This window comes from Pseudovibrio ascidiaceicola (genome assembly GCF_900114245.1).
Taxonomy (GTDB): Bacteria; Pseudomonadota; Alphaproteobacteria; order Rhizobiales; family Stappiaceae; genus Pseudovibrio; species Pseudovibrio ascidiaceicola.
In genome coordinates, this window is sequence record NZ_FOSK01000008.1 from 209,049 (window position 1) to 226,993 (window position 17,945).

General features: G+C 51.0%; 13 protein-coding genes and 4 tRNA genes. 12 read left to right on the top strand and 5 right to left on the bottom strand.

Annotated elements, in window-relative coordinates:
* Positions 1 to 125: 125 nt before the first annotated feature.
* Both BM231_RS16410 and BM231_RS16415 read right to left on the bottom strand, forming a co-directional pair.
* Positions 126 to 1,301 carry a protein kinase domain-containing protein gene (locus BM231_RS16410; protein WP_208860434.1) on the bottom strand — a complete coding sequence of 392 codons (1,176 nt, stop codon included), beginning with the start codon at positions 1,299 to 1,301 and terminating at the stop codon, positions 126 to 128.
* Positions 1,302 to 1,431: 130 nt separating this feature from the next.
* A complete protein-coding gene (locus BM231_RS16415) occupies positions 1,432 to 1,881 on the bottom strand; it encodes a type III secretion system chaperone (RefSeq protein WP_208860435.1) in 450 nt (149 codons plus the stop codon).
* Between the two features lie 210 nt (positions 1,882 to 2,091).
* On the opposite strand from BM231_RS16415, the gene BM231_RS16420 reads away from it, so the two are divergent.
* From BM231_RS16420 to BM231_RS16475, 11 genes are all read left to right on the top strand, one after another.
* On the top strand, positions 2,092 to 3,612 hold the full coding sequence (locus tag BM231_RS16420; protein WP_244527186.1) for an NAD(P)H-hydrate dehydratase: 1,521 nt from the start codon (positions 2,092 to 2,094) through the stop codon (positions 3,610 to 3,612).
* Between the two features lie 200 nt (positions 3,613 to 3,812).
* Positions 3,813 to 4,172 (top strand): helix-turn-helix domain-containing protein, encoded by a 360-nt coding sequence (locus BM231_RS16425; RefSeq protein WP_093521030.1) that lies wholly within the window; start codon positions 3,813 to 3,815, stop codon positions 4,170 to 4,172.
* A gap of 204 nt (positions 4,173 to 4,376) precedes the next feature.
* Positions 4,377 to 4,459 (top strand) — tRNA-Leu (locus tag BM231_RS16430).
* A 233-nt stretch (positions 4,460 to 4,692) separates the two neighbouring features.
* On the top strand, positions 4,693 to 6,039 hold the full coding sequence (gene tig, locus BM231_RS16435) for a trigger factor (RefSeq protein WP_063297429.1): 1,347 nt from the start codon (positions 4,693 to 4,695) through the stop codon (positions 6,037 to 6,039).
* Positions 6,040 to 6,387: 348 nt separating this feature from the next.
* Positions 6,388 to 7,023, top strand: coding sequence for an ATP-dependent Clp endopeptidase proteolytic subunit ClpP (gene clpP / locus BM231_RS16440; protein WP_093521032.1), 636 nt, complete (start codon positions 6,388 to 6,390; stop codon positions 7,021 to 7,023).
* A gap of 257 nt (positions 7,024 to 7,280) precedes the next feature.
* On the top strand, positions 7,281 to 8,546 hold the full coding sequence (clpX, locus tag BM231_RS16445; protein ID WP_093521034.1) for an ATP-dependent Clp protease ATP-binding subunit ClpX: 1,266 nt from the start codon (positions 7,281 to 7,283) through the stop codon (positions 8,544 to 8,546).
* A gap of 461 nt (positions 8,547 to 9,007) precedes the next feature.
* Positions 9,008 to 11,437 (top strand): endopeptidase La, encoded by a 2,430-nt coding sequence (gene lon / locus BM231_RS16450; protein ID WP_093521036.1) that lies wholly within the window; start codon positions 9,008 to 9,010, stop codon positions 11,435 to 11,437.
* A gap of 191 nt (positions 11,438 to 11,628) precedes the next feature.
* Complete coding sequence (locus tag BM231_RS16455; protein ID WP_008546789.1) at positions 11,629 to 11,904, top strand: HU family DNA-binding protein; 276 nt, start codon at positions 11,629 to 11,631, stop codon at positions 11,902 to 11,904.
* A gap of 256 nt (positions 11,905 to 12,160) precedes the next feature.
* Positions 12,161 to 12,236 (top strand) — tRNA-Val (locus BM231_RS16465).
* A 33-nt stretch (positions 12,237 to 12,269) separates the two neighbouring features.
* Positions 12,270 to 12,345: transfer RNA gene (locus tag BM231_RS16470), tRNA-Val, on the top strand.
* 430 nt (positions 12,346 to 12,775) lie between these two features.
* Positions 12,776 to 13,258: a hypothetical protein gene (locus tag BM231_RS16475; RefSeq protein ID WP_057461782.1), complete on the top strand. Its 483-nt coding sequence runs from the start codon at positions 12,776 to 12,778 to the stop codon at positions 13,256 to 13,258.
* A gap of 79 nt (positions 13,259 to 13,337) precedes the next feature.
* On the opposite strand, the gene BM231_RS16480 is transcribed toward BM231_RS16475, so the two are convergent.
* From BM231_RS16480 to BM231_RS16490, 3 genes are all read right to left on the bottom strand, one after another.
* Positions 13,338 to 14,537: a peptidoglycan-binding domain-containing protein gene (locus BM231_RS16480; protein WP_159437970.1), complete on the bottom strand. Its 1,200-nt coding sequence runs from the start codon at positions 14,535 to 14,537 to the stop codon at positions 13,338 to 13,340.
* Positions 14,538 to 14,918: 381 nt separating this feature from the next.
* Positions 14,919 to 16,184, bottom strand: coding sequence for a hypothetical protein (locus BM231_RS16485; protein WP_093521042.1), 1,266 nt, complete (start codon positions 16,182 to 16,184; stop codon positions 14,919 to 14,921).
* Between the two features lie 182 nt (positions 16,185 to 16,366).
* Positions 16,367 to 17,485 carry a peptidoglycan-binding domain-containing protein gene (locus BM231_RS16490; protein WP_093521044.1) on the bottom strand — a complete coding sequence of 373 codons (1,119 nt, stop codon included), beginning with the start codon at positions 17,483 to 17,485 and terminating at the stop codon, positions 16,367 to 16,369.
* Positions 17,486 to 17,865: 380 nt separating this feature from the next.
* Here BM231_RS16490 and BM231_RS16495 point away from each other — a divergent pair.
* Positions 17,866 to 17,942: transfer RNA gene (locus BM231_RS16495), tRNA-Asp, on the top strand.
* Positions 17,943 to 17,945 lie beyond the last annotated feature (3 nt).

Genomic DNA, 17,945 nt, shown 5'->3' on the forward strand with positions numbered 1-17,945 from the left:
GACAGAGGGCATGTTGTTAAAGTGTATCGAAATGGAGGGATGTGATTAAAATGTCCTTGAAGGTGCGCAACAAAAAAGCCGACCTGGAGGCCGGCTTTCTGATGGTTGGTCTTTCAACGAGCAGATCAGGTTTGCTGCATGAAAGCGGCTAGTTCTGCCTTGTGGTCTTCTTCCATTTTGGTCATGAGACCTGAAATCACCTGACGGGCTTCATCTGGCTGACACAACGGATCTGAGATGAAGTTGGTCTTCAGGAGCTCTTCCGCGGTGCCGCGCACATCAATGTCCAACAGAGTGGAGATGTTGACGAACTCAACATAAGCGGTTTCGCCTCCGCCCTTGCCGAAGTGGCCGGGCGTGCCTGCAACAGCTGGGTCATCTGCCTGATTGATCGCCTGATATTCAATGGTCTCACCACGACGCTCAATGTCTCTGAGCTTGGAGTGCATGGAATAGCTGAGCGTTGCCGGGTCACCCGTATTTTGCGCGCCGAAGAGATTTTCGGCATGTTCACCTGCACGATAAGTCATCTGACCAACGGCGAAGGTGTCCTGCTTTTCATTGGCGCGTGGCTTGTCTGCATCTTTCTGTGGAAGAGACAAAAGGGCTTCCGGTGCTGAATGATCTGGAGTACCAACAGCGACAGGATCAACTCCGATTTTGGCGGCGTTGCCGAGGTCGACGATTTTAATCGCCTGACTTTCCTTGTCATAAAGGAGGTTGCCGCCCTTGATGTCGCTGTGGCTGATGCCAGCCTGTGCCAGATGCTGCACACCGCTCAGAACATCGCGCATAATGAACTGCACGGTGCCCCAGTACTGGGAGTGGCTGAGCTTGTTGTCGGTGTAAAGCTTTTCGGCGGTGGTGAAGAGCTTGCCTGCTTCGTGGCCTTCTACGTACTCAAGGGCGAGGCCCTGTACGCCCTGAACTTCCACGATGCCCATGCTTTTGACCACATTGTCGTGCGGACCAATTTCGGCAAGTTTGCCGTAGACCTGTGCTTCTTGTTGCAGGGCCTGCCAACCTGCTTCGGTACTTGCGACTTTAAATGCGAAAGACTTGCCATCCTGTTTGACAAGATAGACTTCGCCATAGGCACCAGCACCAAGGCGCTTGGCGTTTTGCTCAAGAGCGGTGCGGTCTGCTTCAAAAGGGGGTGAGGCCTCCTGCGTTACACTTTCTGAACTGGTTTGGCTCGGTGGCTTTATCCGGTTTGCGAGCGTTTCAGTTGAAGCGGTGTCGAGAGGCTTCGTATTGCTTGTTGATGGTGGTGTTGAGCCCTTTTGGGTTTCAACGGACACGCCGCGCGCTTCCAACTTCTCTGATTTTTTTGGCGCAGAGTTTTGTTGTGCACTTACGTCGTTCTGGAGTTGGCTCTGATCAACTGGAGTATGCTTGGGAGAGTTGACGGAATGCATGGGTGAGAGACCTTTACAGGCGAATAGACGTCGTGCTCCAGTCCGGTTCTACGGCTTTGGAGGTTTGGGTGGATTTCGTTTCAGAAAGCCGTGCGCATACCTGCTCGCGAATTTGCATCAGGTTGACCAGTGTATTCTCCAGTGCAAGGTCATCTGTGAACCGGAGTGTGGCCTGAGCATTCAGTTGCAAGTCACCAGATTGAGACAGGCCTAGGAAAGCTCCGCGTAGGAGATCCACATCCTGATTGAGCTCCAAAGCCGCCTTCAGTGTGTTTTTATCTTCTGCAAGAAGGAGGCTGGTGCTTATGTAAATGAGGTCCGAGCTTTCATTGAGTTCGACCGACCAACGACTTCCGTTTGCTTCTTCAATAAGAAATAGTCCAGTATCAGGCTGGGTGGTCATACCCAGACGTCGTGCGAAAGCAGTCATTAGCTGGTCGTAGTGGGCTCGTCTCTCGTGCATGTTTTCGTAGTTTTCCCAAAGTGGTGCGCTGGTATCAACATTTACTCAGGAAGTGCCTCTTAAATCTGTGCCTTTTAGCACTAGCTTATGTTTTGTGATTTTTCGTGATCGAAAAAACGCGGCGGCAGTTGGGTAACGATGAACCAATTTCTTAGGGATAATGGGTAATAAATTTCTCAGAGCCTGACGAATAGGGAAATGGAGAGCTTTATGCATGAGTTGTTGACACCATTGCAGATGAAGAAGGCAGATCGCCTGACCATTGAGGGTGGCTTTCCCGGTATTGAATTGATGCATAATGCGGGCAAGGCTGTGTTTGAGGTGATGCGCCAGATTCTGCATCCTTATTCGCGGGTCCTTGTGTTTTGTGGACCCGGAAACAACGGTGGAGACGGCTTTGTTGTTGCGCAACTTGCTGACAATGAAGGCTTTAATGTCTCTGTCGGGCTGGTGTGTGATCCGGAAACTCTCGAGGGTGATGCAGAGCTTGCCTATGACGAGATGGATCTTGACTTAACCTCAATGGATAACATGCGGGCTGCGCTGGAAGAGCTGGGCGAAGATGACCTTATTGTTGATGCCTTGTTTGGCGCAGGCCTCTCTCGTCCTCTTGACGATGAAGTTCTGGCGCTTGTGCAGTTGATAAATGACAGTCCGGCGCAATGTGTCGCAGTTGATCTGCCGTCTGGCGTGAGTGGCCGCAGTGGAGCTGTGCTGGGTGAGGCTGTGCATGCGGATATGACTGTGACGTTCTTTCGCGCCAAACCGGGGCATTACCTTTATCCGGGCCGGGGGCATTGCGGAGAGATTGTTATTGAGCAGATTGGTCTGGAGGACGCTGTTCTTGAGAAGGTTGGTCCAACCGCGTTTTACAACTGCGATAAGATCTGGGGAGATCTGCCCGATCAACCGGCTGTGGCTGGGCACAAATATAACAGGGGACACACTGTTGTTGTGAGTGGTCCCAAGTTTGCCACCGGTGCGAGCCGTCTTGCGGCGTTGGCTGCACAGCGGGCGGGGAGCGGGCTTGTGACTGTGGTGGCGCGGGAGCAGGCGGCTCTGGTCCATGCAGCACATCTGACGAGTATCATGATCCGCCCGGCTGAGCGTATTGCTGATTTTGAGCGGATTTTGGAAGACGAGCGGCTCAACTCCGTGGTGATCGGACCGGCGGCAGGTGTTGGCCGTGAGACGCAGGAGCGGGTGGCTGAATGCCTTTCCGGGGATCGTGGTGTGGTTCTGGATGCGGACGCGCTCATGTCCTTTGAGGAAAAGCCAGAGCATTTGTTTGCGTATATTGCGGATTCTGACTGCGCTGGGCGTGTTGTGCTGACACCTCATGAGGGTGAGTTTCGTCGTTTGTTTCCTGAACTGCATGATCCCACCTCTACTGATTGCAAAGTTGAGCGCACCAAGAAGGCTGCGAAGCGCGCGGGGGCTGTGGTCGTGTTGAAGGGTGCAGATACAGTTATTGCAGACCCTAGTGGTCATGTGTCCATCAACGCCAGCGGTACGCCGTGGCTTGCGACAGCTGGATCTGGTGATGTTCTGGCGGGCGTGATTGCCGGATACCTGGCGCAAGGCCTTGGCGGTTATGAGGCTGCTGCAAAAGGCGTTTGGGTGCATGGCCGGGCTGCTGAGATCGCTGGGGAAGGGCTCATTGCCGAAGATCTGGTTGCGCATATTCCGGATGTGATCACCGAGCTTGTGCAGTTCCTGGGTGATTTTTAGAGGTTTTTGACCCAAAGAGTGGGGTTCTCCTCTGAGATATCTGGTGGGAATCATCAATATTTGTGATAATTAATCTGCCAAACGTGATGCGTATCCTTTAGTGAGACAGGCAATGCGATAGGCATGCGAGAGAGAGGTGAGGGTTGCGCGTAAAACGTGTGGTCGTACTCGCCCTCTGGACGATTAATACGGATATTCTTATGAGCAAGACGACACAGCACTCTGCAGCACTCCGCCAGATCATCGAGGCGCTGGCACCGTTCAAAGACCATGATGCTAAGATGCAGGTCTCGACGGTTTTGACATTGCTTGAAATTGCCGTCCATCAGGAGGAGCAGGTGACGATCCATCCTCATAGCCTTCAAAAGAAGATTGGGTATCAGTCAGGAACCGCGACCCGCAATATCTATTACTGGTGCGAAGGGCACAAGGATGTGCGCGGCGGACATAACTATGCCCGTGTTGAGGCGGATAAAACGGATGGCCGCCGCCGGGAGCTGTATCTGACGGAAAAAGGCGCGGCTTTTATACAGCGGGTTTTAACGCCACTTTGTGAGTGATCACAGAGGCCCGCTTGCTGGCTATGTGAAAAAGCCAGATTAAGAAAAAGGATGTGATGCGATCTCCTGCTTGAGAAATAAGCCCCGGATTGTCGTAATGCACAGTTTCATAGGTAGAAATGGCGTGGAAAACCGAGAACTGGGCATAAACAGCGTATTAGGTGGTTGACTTCTCTTGGGTTCCCATTTAGCTACCCCTCCAACGCGGCTGTGGCGAAATTGGTAGACGCACTAGATTTAGGTTCTAGCGGGAGACCGTGGGGGTTCGAGTCCCTCCAGCCGCACCATATCCCCGGTGATACGGTGCATAAATAAACGACCGTAGCTTATCGGAAACGGAAAAGTTGAGGGCGTTGTCGAGGTTCGGTTTATGCTCACCTTTTCGTCAGGCGGATAAGAGCTGAGGGATTTTCTCCCGAAGCGTTTTCCCCCCTTCGAAATTGGTGTTATGTTTACCGTGCTGGGACAAACCATATTGGTTTGTCGGTACGCGTCCTAAATCAAGGACGAAGCAAAGACCATGCAGGTATCAGAAACCCTGGCCGAGGGCCTAAAGCGCGAACTCAAAGTCGTTATCCCGGCGACGGATCTGGCGACCCGCCTCGATGAATACCTTAATGACATGAAGTCAAAGGTAAACATTAACGGCTTCCGTCCGGGTAAAGTTCCAGTTTCTCATCTCAAGAAAGTTCATGGCCGTCAGGCAATGGGTGAGCTGATCGGTAACCTGATCAACGAAACCACTGCTAAGACCATTGAAGAGCGCAAAGAAAAGCCTGCTCTTCAGCCAGAAATCGATCTTTCTGATGATGATGCTGAGAAAGTTTTGGCTGGTGAAGCAGATCTCGCTTACACCATCTCCTATGAAGTTCTGCCACAGTTCGACATCGTAGATTTCTCTGCGATTGAGCTTGAGCGCCCAATCGTTGAAATTTCTGAAGACGAAGTTGACGAGCAGGTCAAGCAGATCGCAGAAAGCAACCGTCCATTTGAAGCGCGCGAAGAAGGTGCTGCTGCTGAAGACGGTGACCGCGTTACCATGCATTACCTCGGCAAGCTTGACGGCGAGCCATTTGAAGGTGGTGAAGATGAGAACGGTCAGCTGGTTCTGGGTTCTGGTCAGTTCATTCCTGGCTTTGAAGAGCAGATCGTTGGCATGAAAATCGGTGACAAAAAAGTCATCGACGTGACCTTCCCTGAAGAATACGGCGCAGCAAACCTTGCTGGTCGCGCAGTTACCTTCGACATCGACGTTAAAGGCATTGAAGCTGCTGGCGAAGTTTCCATTGACGATGAAATGGCAACCAAGCTGGGTCTTGAATCCCTTGAGAAGCTGAAAGAAATCGTTCGTGGCCAGATTGAAAGCCAGTTCGGTGCAGCTACCCGTCAGAAAGTAAAGCGCGCTCTGCTGGACAAGCTGGACGAAGAGTACTCCTTCGAGCTGCCTGAGAAACTTCTGGAAACAGAATTCGACGGTGTTTGGAAGCAGGTTGAAGCTGATATGCAGCAGTCCGGTAAGACCTTCGAAGACGAAGAAACAACCGAAGACGAAGCTAAAGCTGAATACCGTAAGATCTCTGAGCGTCGTGTACGCCTCGGTCTGGTTCTTTCTGAAGTTGGTGAGCAGAACAAAGTTCAGGTTACCGACGAAGAAGTTCAGAAGGCTCTGTTCGACCGCGTTCGTCAGTTCCCAGGTCAGGAACAGCAGGTGTTCGAATTCTACAAGAACAACGAACAGGCTCTCGCGTCCCTGCGTGCCCCAATCTACGAAGAGAAGGTTGTGGACTACATTCTGGAGCTCGCGAAAGTTTCTGACAAAGTCGTGTCCAAAGAAGAGCTGATGGCTCAGGACGAAGACGAAGCATAATTTTTGGGATTACCCGAGAATTTCGGAAAGGGGGCCTTGTGCCCCCTTTTTCTTTTTTCACATCTTGAATTTTGAGGTGGAAAGCCGAAATATCTGAAGCCGTCTTAAGTGCATAGGGCCAATGTGGTCTTTAAGCTCCCTTATAATTGGGATAAGACTAGGGGGTCTTATGGAAACACTCCATAAACCTTGTGGCTTTACCTTTTGGCAAGTGCCTTTAAGACAAGGGCGACATCCCGTGGGTGGGCATGGCGCTTTTTTCGACATAAGTTTCTTGCAGGCTTACCGGAATGCCGGATAAGTTACCGAGCTTCACGAAGCTTTCTGCATATTTAAAATGGATGACGCATGACCGATCCTGTTGAGTATTTCACGAACAGCCTGGTGCCGATGGTTGTAGAGCAAACCAACCGGGGTGAGCGGGCCTATGACATCTTCTCAAGGCTGTTGAAGGAACGCATTATCTTCCTGACCGGTCCTGTGGAAGATACTATGGCTACACTGGTGTGTTCCCAGTTGCTTTATCTGGAAGCGGAAAACCCGAACAAAGAAATTGCGCTTTATATCAATTCTCCGGGTGGCGTTGTGACCAGTGGTCTTGCTATTTATGACACTATGCAGTTTATCCGTCCGAAGATTTCAACTCTTTGTATCGGCCAGGCTGCAAGCATGGGTTCCTTGCTTTTGGCTGCTGGTGAAAAGGGTATGCGCTTTTCTTTGCCTAACAGCCGCGTCATGGTTCACCAGCCTTCCGGTGGTTTCCGCGGGCAGGCGGCAGACATTATGCTGCATGCACAGGAAATTCTGAAGCTGAAGCGTCGCCTCAATGAGATCTATGTTGATCATACGGGTCAGACTCTTGATGCTGTTGAAGAAGCGCTTGAACGTGATAACTTTATGAGTGCAGATGCGGCGAAAGAGTTCGGTCTGATTGATAACGTTATTGAAAATCGTGAGAGCTTAAACGTTATTGAACCAGCTTAAAGCCGGTTTTTTAAAGTAACTCGCGCGCAAGTTTTTTTAACAGGGAATGAACTTTGCGTGCGGGGCTTAAAGGAATGTTGATTATTGCGAGCCAAATATCGCATAAGAGAATGGCTATTAGTGATTTCCAAAGCTTCCCTCTGGAAGCGGAACACAAAACGCGATAAGTCAGTAGAACGTCGCGGCGAATGTATCGCTGTCGAACTAAGAATTCTAACAGGGGCTGTGTCCCTTGAAACGATGCGGGGTTATATCTCATGAGCAAAGCCAGCGGCAGCGACAGCAAGAATACGCTTTACTGCTCGTTTTGCGGAAAAAGCCAGCATGAGGTCCGTAAGCTGATTGCGGGTCCGACCGTATTCATCTGCGATGAGTGCGTCGAGCTCTGCATGGACATTATTCGCGAAGAGAACAAATCTTCGCTGGTGAAGTCTCGTGATGGGATTCCGACGCCTCAGGAAATTCGTGGTGTTCTTGATGATTACGTGATTGGTCAGGGTCGAGCCAAAAAGGTTCTGTCTGTAGCGGTTCATAACCACTACAAGCGCCTGAATCATGCCTCCAAGAACAACGATGTTGAGCTTGCAAAGTCCAACATCCTTCTGGTTGGTCCTACCGGATGTGGTAAAACCCATCTGGCACAGACGCTCGCCCGAATTCTGGATGTTCCGTTTACGATGGCTGACGCAACCACGCTGACTGAAGCGGGTTACGTTGGTGAAGACGTTGAAAATATTATTCTGAAGCTTCTCCAGGCTGCAGACTACAATGTTGAGCGTGCGCAGCGCGGTATTGTCTACATCGATGAGGTGGACAAAATTACCCGTAAGGCCGAAAACCCATCCATCACCCGTGACGTTTCTGGTGAAGGTGTTCAGCAGGCATTGCTGAAGATCATGGAAGGGACTGTTGCCTCTGTTCCGCCGCAAGGTGGTCGTAAGCATCCGCAGCAGGAATTCCTGCAGGTAGATACAACAAACATTCTGTTTATCTGCGGTGGTGCATTTGCTGGTCTGGACAAGATCATTTCTGACCGTGGTCGCAAAACCTCTATCGGCTTTGCTGCTTCTGTGCTTGCACCTGAAGATCGCAAGACCGGTGAGTTGTTCTCAGAGCTTGAGCCTGAAGATCTGCTGAAGTTCGGTCTTATTCCTGAGTTTGTTGGCCGCTTGCCGGTTATTGCAACTCTTGAAGATCTGGATGAGGACGCTTTGGTGTCCATCTTGAGTGAACCTAAGAATGCGCTTGTTGCGCAGTACCAGCGTTTGTTCGAAATGGAAAACGTAGAGCTGACCTTCCATGAAGACGCTTTGAAGGCAGTTGCTCGTCGGGCGATTGAACGTAAGACCGGTGCTCGCGGACTACGTTCTATTCTGGAAGCAATTCTGCTGGAAACCATGTATGAGCTTCCTGGCCTTAAGGGCGTGAAGGAAGTTGTGATTTCCGGTGAGGTGGTCGAAGGCGATGCGCGTCCTTTGTATATCTACGAGGATCGTGCGGAGAATTCAGCAACCAGCGCGTAAGGCGATGGGGACTGATGAGGCAGTAGGCTTCGCTCACGGGTATTGAGTTTAATTTGGGCGGTAACTTCTTGAAAAAAGTGCCGCCCATTTTTTGTCTCATGCGTCTAGCATGATGATGCGTATGAGTGTTCTGCGTAAACGGCGAACCAAGACCGAAAAGGATGGTGTTCCAGCTAAAGTGTGAGGACGATCAAACGGTGTTATACGCTCCTGATAACAGGAAAAAAGCTTATAATATCAACAGATCGCTGAAAGACTTGGATGCGGAGTGCTTGACACTTGGAGGCGGTGTCTCCACCTAATAGGTCTAGTTCGCAGCTTGGCGAATTTGTTTGTGCCCGTTTTGGGGCGAATGAGTTCGGCCCTCGAAATTCTACGAATGCCCTATGGGCCTTAGTTGATTTTTATGTTGCGCTTTTTCGTAGCTTTCGTTGGAAAGCTGCAATTTGAAAGGAATAGAGATGGCTGACAATGAAATGCGCCCGGAAGAAGAGACAGAAAACTCTGTTTTTCCTGTTCTCCCACTGCGCAACATCGTCGTATTCCCTCATATGATCGTGCCGCTGTTTGTAGGGCGCGAGAAATCGATCCGCGCTCTGGAAGAGGTGATGGAGTCTGACAAGCAGATTTTGCTTGCGACCCAGATGAACGAGGCGGATGACGATCCGGATACCGATCAGATTTATAAAGTCGGTACCCTTGCAACAGTTTTGCAGCTGCTGAAGCTGCCAGATAATACCGTAAAGGTTTTGGTTGAAGGTGGTGCGCGTGCCGAAATTGGCCAGTTCACTGATCGCGAAGACCTTTATGAAGCAGAAGCCGTTATTCTTGATGAAGCTGGCGGTGACGAGGTTGAGGTCGAGGCGCTTGGCCGTTCAGTGATTTCCGAGTTCGAGAACTACGTGAAGCTGAACAAAAAAGTGTCTCCTGAGGTTCTCGGCGCCGTTAATCAGATTGACGACTTCTCGAAGCTTGCTGATACCATTGCATCCCACCTTGCTGTGAAGATCCAGGACAAGCAGGAACTGCTTGGCACTGTGGCTGTCACTGAGCGCCTTGAGAAAGTGCTAGGCATGATGGAGAGCGAGATCTCCGTTCTGCAGGTGGAAAAGCGCATCCGCTCCCGCGTGAAGCGCCAGATGGAGAAAACCCAGCGCGAGTACTATTTGAATGAGCAGATGAAGGCCATTCAGAAGGAACTCGGCGATGGTGAAGATGGCCGTGATGAACTTGCTGAGCTGGAAGAGCGCGTTGCGAAGACGAAGCTGTCCAAGGAAGCTCGCGAGAAAGCCAATGCTGAGCTGAAAAAGCTTAAGCAGATGAGCCCGATGTCTGCTGAAGCAACTGTGGTTCGCAACTACCTTGACTGGCTGATCGGCATTCCGTGGAGCAGGAAGTCCAAGGTCAAGCATGACCTGAAGCTTGCTGAGAAGGTTCTGGATACCGACCACTTTGGCCTTGAGAAGGTCAAGGAACGCATTGTGGAGTACCTTGCAGTGCAGAAGCGCGCGAACAAACTGCGCGGTCCTATCCTGTGTCTTGTTGGCCCTCCAGGCGTTGGTAAAACGTCTCTTGGTAAATCTATCGCGAAAGCTACCGGACGTGAGTTTGTACGCATGTCCCTTGGCGGCGTGCGGGATGAGGCTGAAATTCGCGGTCACCGCCGCACTTACATCGGCTCCATGCCGGGTAAAGTCATTCAGTCCATGAAGAAAGCGAAGAAATCCAACCCGCTGTTCCTGCTCGATGAGATCGACAAGATGGGTATGGACTTCCGTGGTGATCCGTCTTCCGCATTGCTTGAGGTTCTTGACCCAGAGCAGAACGGCAGCTTCATGGATCACTACCTTGAAGTGGAATATGATCTGTCCGACGTCATGTTTGTGACCACGGCCAATACGCTGAACATTCCTGGGCCTTTGATGGACCGTATGGAGATCATTCGTATTGCTGGTTACACTGAAGATGAGAAGATCGAGATCTGCCGTCGTCACCTGTTGCCAAAGGCTGTGAAGAACCATGGTCTGAAGGATGGTGAGTTCGAAGTCTCTGACAGCGCTTTGCAGAAGGTTATCCGTCTTTACACCCGTGAAGCTGGTGTGCGTAACCTTGAGCGTGAGATGAGCACTCTGGCCCGTAAAGCTGTGAAGGACATCCTGGTCAATGACAAGAAGACCATTAAAGTGGATGAAGAGCTGGTTGAGGAATACCTCGGCGTGCCGCGCTTCCGCTTCGGTCAGGTTGAAGACGAAGATCAGGTTGGTGTTGTCACCGGTTTGGCATGGACTGAAGTGGGCGGCGAGTTGCTGACCATTGAAGGCGTCATGATGCCAGGTAAGGGTAAGATGACCGTAACTGGTAACCTGCGTGATGTGATGAAAGAGTCCATCTCTGCTGCTGCCTCTTACGTTCGTTCTCGTTCTGAAGACTTCGGCATTGAGCCTCCGCTCTTTGAAAAGCGCGAGCTGCATGTGCACGTGCCAGAGGGGGCGACTCCAAAGGATGGTCCATCTGCTGGTATCGCCATGGCGACTACTGTTATCTCCGTGATGACCGGTATTCCGGTTCGTCGTGATGTGGCGATGACAGGCGAGATCACACTGCGTGGTCGCGTGCTGCCAATCGGTGGTCTGAAAGAGAAGCTTCTAGCTGCTCTGCGTGGCGGCATTAAGAAGGTTCTGATCCCTGCGGATAACGCCAAGGATTTGGCTGATATTCCTGACAATGTGAAAAACGAATTGGAAATTATTCCAGTCGCTCGCATGGACGAAGTGCTTGAACATGCTCTTGTTCGTATGCCTGAAGCCATCGAATGGAGCGAAGAGGAAGAAAAGTCCAGCTCCGAAGCATTGGTCAAAGATGACAAGGGTTCAGGGGTCGTCGCACACTGAACCAGAGCGTCTGCTTGTGGATACAAAAGCCTCGGACAAGTTCCGGGGCTTTTTTTGGTTGATACTACACAGAAAATGGCCGTTTTCTGCGGTTCGCGGCTTGATTTGAACGCAATTTCGCACGAATGTCCGATTCAGGAGTGCAGCGCGAATCTAAAGCATTCCCCACGTTATTTTAGAAAGGGACTGTCATGAACAAGAATGATCTGATCGGGGCCGTTGCGGAAAAAACTGGCTTGACCAAAGCACAGGCAGGCGAAGCAGTAGAAGCATCTTTCGAAGCAATCACTGAAACCCTGAAGAGCGGCGATGAAGTTCGGATCATCGGATTTGGCAACTTTTCCGTTTCCGCTCGTGCGGCAACTGAAGGCCGTAATCCACGCACAGGCGAAACCATTCAGATTCCGGCTTCCAAGACGCCGAAATTTAAAGCTGGTAAAGGCCTGAAGGACGCGGTCAACGCCTAATTGGGCTTGTTCGTTTTGGGTTTAAAAGTCCCTGTTGTTCATTGGAGCAGCAGGGGCTTTTTTTATGCGCTCATTTCTGATGGGTTGCCGGTTTTTTGCTGTGACGACAAGCCTTTGTTTAATCAGGTAATTCACAGGGTGGATGGCGGTTTTAAGTTTTTTGCTGGTAATGTCGGTTTTTTCAATCTCAGGCCTTGCCAAGGGTAGGGAGGGCGGCTAAATAGCTCCCCACGCCACACGGCGTACCACCCTGCGGGGGCGATTAGCTCAGTTGGTAGAGCGCTTCGTTTACACCGAAGATGTCGGGAGTTCGAGTCTCTCATCGCCCACCATTCTCTTCCAGAGGATGTTCAACGCTCCAGGATGGGCGATTAGCTCAGTTGGTAGAGCGCTTCGTTTACACCGAAGATGTCGGGAGTTCGAGTCTCTCATCGCCCACCATTCCTCTCAGAGGATTTCAAGTCTCCCGGAGTTCCGCGGAGGCTTTTTTGTTGTCCGCACTCCTGAAAATTACCGAGGACAGGGCTGTTAAGCTTAAGGGGGTGTTTCGGCAATTGGTTTCTTAAGGTTGTAGGGCAGGGCGCCAATCTGAGCAAAAACCAAAGGGTGATCTCAGGATCTTATCGTTAAGCTTGCTGCAATAGCCTGTGGAGCTTATTCGCGGAGTGTGCTCTCTTTTCGTCAATTTTTCGAGAGCTGCTTTGCCGTTTAATGAGTGAAATCCTGGTGTTCGGTTGGAAACAATCGTGTAGGACTTGCTCAAGAGCTGTAATTGCGTTGCTAAGTGTGCCGTAGATAACAGCTTGCATGACTGAGATCGTTTTTAACTCCGCGTGGCAAACAAGTATAACTACGTGGAGGCATGCGCCGTATGAGTGGTTCAAGTCATAAGCACCCCATCTGTCCGCCACTTGTGTGGCACACTCTGGTCACCATCCTTCTGGCAGGCATCGTTGCAGATGTGAGCTGGGAGATCTGGGCGCGCTATATCACGCCGTTCTGGGTTGGTGGTCCACTACAGCCAGCTGCTCTTGTGCAGTCTGTCTTTGGTTTCAGAAGCCTTTTCTGGGCTGAAGTTATTCACGCCGTGGTTGGCGTCGTCTTCTATCCTATCGGATACCTCTACATTGCTCGTCCGCTGGCACGTGTGATCATCCCGCCGCTGCCATGGTGGGTTGTTGGCCTTTGCTATGGCGTTGGTCTCTGGGTGTTCGCGCTTTACATCATGGCGCACATCTTTGCTGGTCTTCCACCGTTCCTCGGCTTCATTCAGCTGACATGGGCGTCTCTGGTTGGTCACATGATCTTTGGCTTCATGACAGCCCTGATCGTGCGTATTCGCCACGGTTGGTGAGCTTTTTAAAGCTTTGATGCAAAATAAAAGGCAGCTTCCCTGGGGAGGCTGCCTTTTTGCTTTGGTTGGGCTGTATCTATTAGAAAGTCAGGTCTTGTGCTGGCTTTGAAGAGATCTGGAACGCACCCTTGCGGTTTTCAATCGCCTCTTTGATTGGCTTGCTGCTGTAAAATACAAGGCGCAGGCCGCTCACGGTGTCTTCTCCAAAGACCTCCAGGCTATGGTAGTCCGTGCAGTTGTCTGACAGCTGGCGAAGAGCTTCTGCGTTGGATGGTTTCTCCAAAGCTTCCTTCAGGAGTTCACCGCTGTTGTTGACGTATGTAATGCGGCAGGTTTTGTCCTCGGTGGCGGTCATGTTCTCTAAGTGAGTGAGGACAGGGTAGGCGTCCAGCAGCTTGCCCATGATTGCAGCGCGGGGAGCTGGGTTTTTGAAGCTGACTTCACGCTGCAGTCCGTAGATGTTCTCGTCCTGAGTGAGCACGCTTACGGTTTCAGAGAGCGTGTCTTTCTCGAGTGTACAAACTGTCTTTGTCTCATCAACTAAGCACCCCTGATACCCGACTTTTTCTAGAAGGCCTCTTACATCATGCTCAAAGCGCTCAACGGTTAAGCCGTGAATTGATGGAAGGTTGGCCCGATCAAGAGCGGGATGCTTCGAGGTGGTCACCGCGACTTGTGTCTCGTTTTTGGGAGACACGTTCGGAGTGACATTTACCACCTGAGCGTTGTTGGTTGCGTTTGAACCGGGGGTGACAGGTATTGTAATGTTGATTTGCTGCGATGGTGCGGCTGTTGCAACTGGTGCGACTACTGGCGTTGGTGCAACGATCGCCACTGGTATTGGGGTCGTGGCTGCAACCGGCGCTGGGGCAGAGGCTACGACCGGTGTTGGCACTGCCGGCTGTTGTGGTGTTGTCAACTCATAGAGCTTGGCAATTTGTCTGTTATCGAGCTTGCCATTTGCATAAGCACCGATGGAAATTTGGAACTGGCGTATGGCGTTGCGTGTGCGGCGGCCTGAAACGCCGTCTGGTGTTCCAGTATCAAAGCCCAGCATGTTCAGGCGTAACTGGATGTCCTGTGTCTCTGCTGAAAAGTTAGTTCTTTTCCGTGTTGTTCTTTTCTGCGTCTGAGCTGGCGCATTCTTTTTAGCACCATTTACAATAGCGCTACCAATAATGCCTGCGCCAAGGCCGAAGATGAAATCCTCAGAGCCTGCACGAGCGGTGGTGGCGCTGACTGCTAAAGAGAGGCAGAGAGCGGATGTAAGCTTTGTCATTTTGCGCATTTTGTTGCCTTGCACACATAAAAAATCAAAGGAAAGGCGGGAAAGGCCCACTTGCAGCAAATTTATCTCAAACTCTAAAAAATGTAAGTTGAAATAAATTAAGTTTTTCACTCTTAAGTTGAGAGATCTTATTGCTGATATCTCGAAGATATCGGTCATAATTGAAGCGTATCTGCTGTTTTACGTCGGCTTGCGATGAATGCATTTCATGTGAGTGGGCGCGTTTCAGGCAATGATTTAAGGTATCGGACCTTAGAAATGACGCTGAAGCAGATATCTCAGGTTTGGCTGATGTAGAAAAGGCAGCTTCCGATGGGAGGCTGCCTTTTCTGTCTTGAGATTCTTGATCTGTTTTGATGGATCGGGGTTGAGCTACTTCACACCCCAGATGGACAGCTTGACCTGTTGGTTCTCGCCAATGAGGGCTACGACGAAGTTTGCATCGTAGTTTTGGATAGGATGAAACTCAGCTAAGGCGACGTCGTAGTATTTGCCGTTGATACGACCTGAGGCGTCTTTGTCGTAGGTGGTGCCAGCGTGATCCCATAGGTGGACCTCCATTCGCTGTTTGCCGCGGTTCTTCGGGTTTCTTTTGCAGAAGGTGTCAAAGCCCAGGTGGCTGCTGACCAGATAGTCGCCATTGCTGATTACTTCTACGGCGACTTCCTTTGCGACGCCTCCGCTGCCCTGAAACTCACGCTCAGCCCTTCGGCGGAGGTACTGGGTGCCGTCGGTTCCAATATCCCATTCGATTAGCTTGCCACGCCCATGGGGTTCTTTATGTATGGTCTGACCTAAGCATCGATGCCCGGTTTTGAACTCGCTGGGGCCTTTGCTTGTTGATAGGGTGATCCATCGGCCATTGGGAGTGCCATCGGCAGCAGTAATTGCGGCTTTCTGGATTTGGCCCATGCTTACAAGTGTCGGGCCGCGTTCGATCACAGATGCGTTCTGACGTTTGCGAAGGCGAGTAACTCGCTGTTTTCCATCCTCATCACGGAAGGCGAGAAGGTTTGCAGTTCCATCGCTCAGGGCAAGTTGGTCCGCAGAGCCAGCAAATTCATAAATGCCGCGACGGTCGAGTGCTTTCTCAGTCGGGATGTCTTCTGCTTGCTTTAATTTGAAGGCTTGTGCAAACAAGGTGCCGTTCTTTCGTTGAGCGACGACCATGGCAGCAGAGCCAGAACTTGCAGAAGTGACTTCTGTAACTTCTGGGCCGGAGCGAAAGCCACGATATGTGATGGTCCCGTTTCCTGTGATCTTCCAAAGCATGACCCGCAACTTATTATCTGCATCGATGATCGGTGTGATGAAGTGGGTGTTGTCGATCTTTGCAATGGATACGCTGCGAGCTTTGCCCCGGTTGACAAGATATTCCGGTGTTTCAGCATTGGAGTGCCATGTAGAGATGACGAGATTATCCGCTGAATCTGATGCCACGAGGATGTACCCCAGATGTCCATTGGCATCGTAGCTTGCTGCTTCGATTTCTTTGGCGAGGAACGGAAAGGAGTATGACGTCTCTATATATGAGACGTCAGGTTTGAATTCTTTCAGTTTGTATAGCTTTTCAGCAAGGGCGGGGCTGGTGCCTAGGCACAGTACGGCCAGCAGAACCAGCGCTTTTACTCTCAACATTTTGGAGCTCCCAAAAGGACAAATTTGCGGGTGAGCAGAAATGATTTTTTGGGGTTACTTTAACTGTGTATGCAGCAGGAATAATCTCTCGGTTATGGGGAGGTAATCCTTACGATGGAGCTTGGGGTGATCTGCTGTATTGGCCTCGGGAGGTATGAGGCCAATACAAAGGAGGATGGAGTTCAGAACTTTAGCTCATCTGCGGCTTCGGATTTGCTTTGGAAGATACCGGTTTGCTCTTCCTCTGCTTGTTGAATTGGGTGGCCGTCGTAGAGGGTGATACGCATGGATTTGAGGTTGCGGGTGCCTTCCAGTTCGATGGCGTAGAAGTTGCGGCAGTTTTCGGTGAGCGTCAGAAGCGTTTCAGGATCGGATGGGTTGGCTTCTGTTGGTGCTAACAAGCTGCTTCCATCGCCTGCGTATTGCTCCAAGCAGGTTTTAGAGCTGGATGTTGCCATCTTTTTGAAGCGGGTGAGGTTTGGGTAGGCCTCTGCTAGCTTTGTGAGGACTGCAGACCTTGGGGCGGCGGTCTTGAATGTTACAGTGCGGCTCACTCCATAGATGACGTTTCCAACCTTATTGACGCTGACAGTTTCTTCGAGGTTTTTGGTGGCTTTCTTGCAGATGGTCAGTCCGGTTGTCTCTACACACTCTTCATAGCCTTCTGTTTTTAAGAAGCCCGCGGTTTCGTCACTGCGCATGCCAGTGATCAGTCCGTAAATGTTGGGTGGATTTTTAGGGTCCAGAGCAAGCTTGTTTTCTTTTGGGATTCTGACCGTTGCTTTTTCTGCCTCAGAGTACCCACCGGGATTGGATTGGGGCAGAGGTGGTTGAGCTGGTGTTGGCTGCGCCTGATCGATCTGGGTCTTCTGATAGCGCTTCTTTTGCGTGCGGGTGTAAAGCTCTTCTAACTGAGACTGTGTGAGCCGCCCAGTTGCCACGTAACCAAGTGTGCTTTGAAACCTGCCTATTGCGCGCAAGGTGCGCTTACCAGCTACGCCGTCAGGGAAGCCGGCGTTGTAGCCCAGCAGGTTCAGGCGATACTGGACGTCTTTCAACTGAATGCGGCTGAGAGCCACTGTTTGTTGAGTTGGGATGCGGGGAATGCTGCGCGCCTGCTGCGATTGAGCGGTGACGACATGCGGTGGTGGTTGTTGAGCTGCGGTGTGATCAATGATCGTGTTTCCGATCGCTCTTACACCAAGCCCGATGATGAAGTCCCCTGTATCAGCCTGGGTGGATGAGGGGATTGCGACAGCTGTCGTTGCTGCAAGAGCAAGCGCTTTGAAAAATGTGCCCATAAAACCGGTCCTTGAAATGAAATGGACTGTCGACTTTTTTGTATTTTGATTGAGATGATTGTTCCTGAGTTTATCGCAGGAGCCGCCCCAAGCTAAGTAGAATTACGAGATTTGACTTTTTTGAGGCGGTTTTCAAATTTTCATTGATGGCGAATAAGATATTTTTCAGGGCTAGCCAAAAAGTCCTTGAGTCCAGAAGGGGATAAAATGGGTGATACGCAGTCCTGTTTTCCACATCTGAACGCATTTCGAGGCCGATTTTCACAGTGAAAACAAGTTATTCAGGAAAAACTCGCAAAGTCGATCCAACTTCGCTTGACTTGGACCCGCCCCCGCCGTAAATCAGCGCCACCAACAACGACACAACGTTGCTGACCCAAGCGGGTGTAGCTCAGTTGGTTAGAGTGCCGGCCTGTCACGCCGGAGGTCGCGGGTTCGAGTCCCGTCACTCGCGCCACTT

Excerpts from the sequence above, each read along its gene's own strand:
- BM231_RS16485 (WP_093521042.1), bottom strand. The coding sequence starts at position 16,184 with ATGTTGAGAGTAAAAGCGCTGGTTCTGCTGGCCGTACTGTGCCTAGGC.
- clpP (WP_093521032.1), top strand. The coding sequence starts at position 6,388 with ATGACCGATCCTGTTGAGTATTTCACGAACAGCCTGGTGCCGATGGTT.
- BM231_RS16420 (WP_244527186.1), top strand. The coding sequence starts at position 2,092 with ATGCATGAGTTGTTGACACCATTGCAGATGAAGAAGGCAGATCGCCTG.
- BM231_RS16475 (WP_057461782.1), top strand. The coding sequence starts at position 12,776 with ATGAGTGGTTCAAGTCATAAGCACCCCATCTGTCCGCCACTTGTGTGG.
- BM231_RS16415 (WP_208860435.1), bottom strand. The coding sequence starts at position 1,881 with ATGCACGAGAGACGAGCCCACTACGACCAGCTAATGACTGCTTTCGCA.
- tig (WP_063297429.1), top strand. The coding sequence starts at position 4,693 with ATGCAGGTATCAGAAACCCTGGCCGAGGGCCTAAAGCGCGAACTCAAA.
- BM231_RS16480 (WP_159437970.1), bottom strand. The coding sequence starts at position 14,537 with ATGACAAAGCTTACATCCGCTCTCTGCCTCTCTTTAGCAGTCAGCGCC.
- BM231_RS16455 (WP_008546789.1), top strand. The coding sequence starts at position 11,629 with ATGAACAAGAATGATCTGATCGGGGCCGTTGCGGAAAAAACTGGCTTG.
- lon (WP_093521036.1), top strand. The coding sequence starts at position 9,008 with ATGGCTGACAATGAAATGCGCCCGGAAGAAGAGACAGAAAACTCTGTT.
- BM231_RS16425 (WP_093521030.1), top strand. The coding sequence starts at position 3,813 with ATGAGCAAGACGACACAGCACTCTGCAGCACTCCGCCAGATCATCGAG.
- clpX (WP_093521034.1), top strand. The coding sequence starts at position 7,281 with ATGAGCAAAGCCAGCGGCAGCGACAGCAAGAATACGCTTTACTGCTCG.
- BM231_RS16490 (WP_093521044.1), bottom strand. The coding sequence starts at position 17,485 with ATGGGCACATTTTTCAAAGCGCTTGCTCTTGCAGCAACGACAGCTGTC.